Below are 1,729 nucleotides of genomic sequence, written 5' to 3' on the forward strand. Positions count from 1 at the left end.
CCACCGGGACGTCGAAGTAGGCCCGCGACCAGCCCTGCGACTCGTTGCCGACGCGGGTGATCGTGCCGTTGCGCACGTACCAGACGCGGCCGTCGGCGTCGCGCAGCCGGGTGACCCGCAGGGTGACCGCCTCGACGGTGCCGACGGCGGCGCCCGCGTCGATCACGTCGCCCACGCCGTACTGGTCCTCCAGCAGCATGAACATGCCGGCGATGAAGTCCTTCACCAGCTCCTGCGCGCCGAAGCCGATCGCGACGCCCAGGATGCCGACGCTGGTCAGCAGGGGGGCGATGGGGATCGTCAGCCGGTCGAGCACGGTCAGGATGGCGGTGCCGAGGACGACGATGGAGGCGATGTGCTTGAGCACCGACCCCATGGTCTCGGCCCGCTGCTTGCGGCGCTCGTGCAGCAGCGCGTCGATGCCGTCGGTGGCCGCGTTGCGGCGGAACCTGTTGGCGAGCGAGCCGCCGGTGGCCGCCCGGTTCACCACCTTGGTGATCACCCGGTGCGAGATGTTCCGCACGACGAACCCGAGCACCAGGATCAGGACGATGGTGATGAAGCTGGCCAGCAACGGCGCCCAGGAGGCGTTGTCGAGCCAGTCGACCAGGGGACCACAGAACACCGTGTCACCTTGACAGGCTTGCGCCATCTGCGAGCTCACTTTGTCCAAGTCCTGCACGAGCGACGAATCTGCCGGCGTGGGCGTAGGCGATGGCCCTGGTGTCACCAACAGGAACACTGGGTGGATTCCCCCTCAGGAAGCGGTTCGGTCAGCGGCAAATCAGTCCAATTGGATCTAAAAATACCGCTGACCGAACCGGCCGCCGTCACATCACGCCGGGGAAGACGGGGTCGCCCGGCCTCTGGGCCGCGGAGGGAGAGACCGGACGCTCCGATGACGGTCGGCTCGGACGGGCCACACACCCGGAAGCATGGCCCGTGCCGGTTCCAAGGGGGGAGGTGATCCCCCCGGCACCCGGCGGGCGCACCCGCCGGGCTGATCTGCGCGCACGGGCGTACGCCCGCGCGAAGGGGCCGGAACCGGCGGGACGATCAGGGGCCCGGCAACCCGGACGCCCTCCGCACCGATCGTCCCGCCGGCCCCGCGGGGCCGCCGTGGGGGCGGTGACCCGTGGTGGCTGCGCTCCACCCGGATCACCGCGTGGTCACTCTCCCACCGCGGCGAGCACGCGTGCGACCTTGGTCGCGGCACCGGCCGGGTCGTCGGCCGTGTGCATGGGTTCGCCCCAGGACCAGCAGTACCACCAGTCGGGAAGGTCCGAGGCGTTCGCCGGCCGGCAGGTGACGTTCTCGGACAGGCTCGTCGCCTTCGGGTTGATGACGCGTACGAACTGCCGGCCGCTCTGGGTCTGCACCACTCGTGCGAGCAGACCGCGAGCGCCGAGCTCGGATACGAGGCGCTGCAGATGTCCGATCTTGTCGTCCGTCACCTTCTCGTCCTCCTTGGGAATCGTTGCTGGTGGGCCAAACATGGCTCAAGTCAACAGCACACGCAACGCCACTCTGCTGATCACAGGGAGTGGCTATTCCCTCATGGGTTGTAAGAAACAGTCCCTCGGAGGACGATCCTTAACCGTAGGCTTGATGAGCACGTTTCCAAACAGCTCTCACTGCTTCATAGTCATCTCTAGGCGAAGAGCTACCTGAGGGCTACGCTGAGTCACCAGTCTTGACGGGTCGAGACATCGGGAGAGGGGCCGGGATG

2 protein-coding genes are annotated in these 1,729 nt (G+C 67.7%); both read right to left on the reverse strand.

Annotated features, from left to right (window positions below; genetic code table 11):
* Positions 1 to 625 (reverse strand): mechanosensitive ion channel family protein (locus tag ACWCSD_RS52355; RefSeq protein WP_449927361.1); only part of this gene is annotated, 625 nt, incomplete at its 3' end.
* A 544-nt stretch (positions 626 to 1,169) separates the two neighbouring features.
* A complete protein-coding gene (locus ACWCSD_RS52360) occupies positions 1,170 to 1,454 on the reverse strand; it encodes a hypothetical protein (protein ID WP_352360547.1) in 285 nt (94 codons plus the stop codon).
* Positions 1,455 to 1,729 lie beyond the last annotated feature (275 nt).

It is taken from the genome of Nonomuraea sp. NPDC001684, from assembly GCF_053596515.1.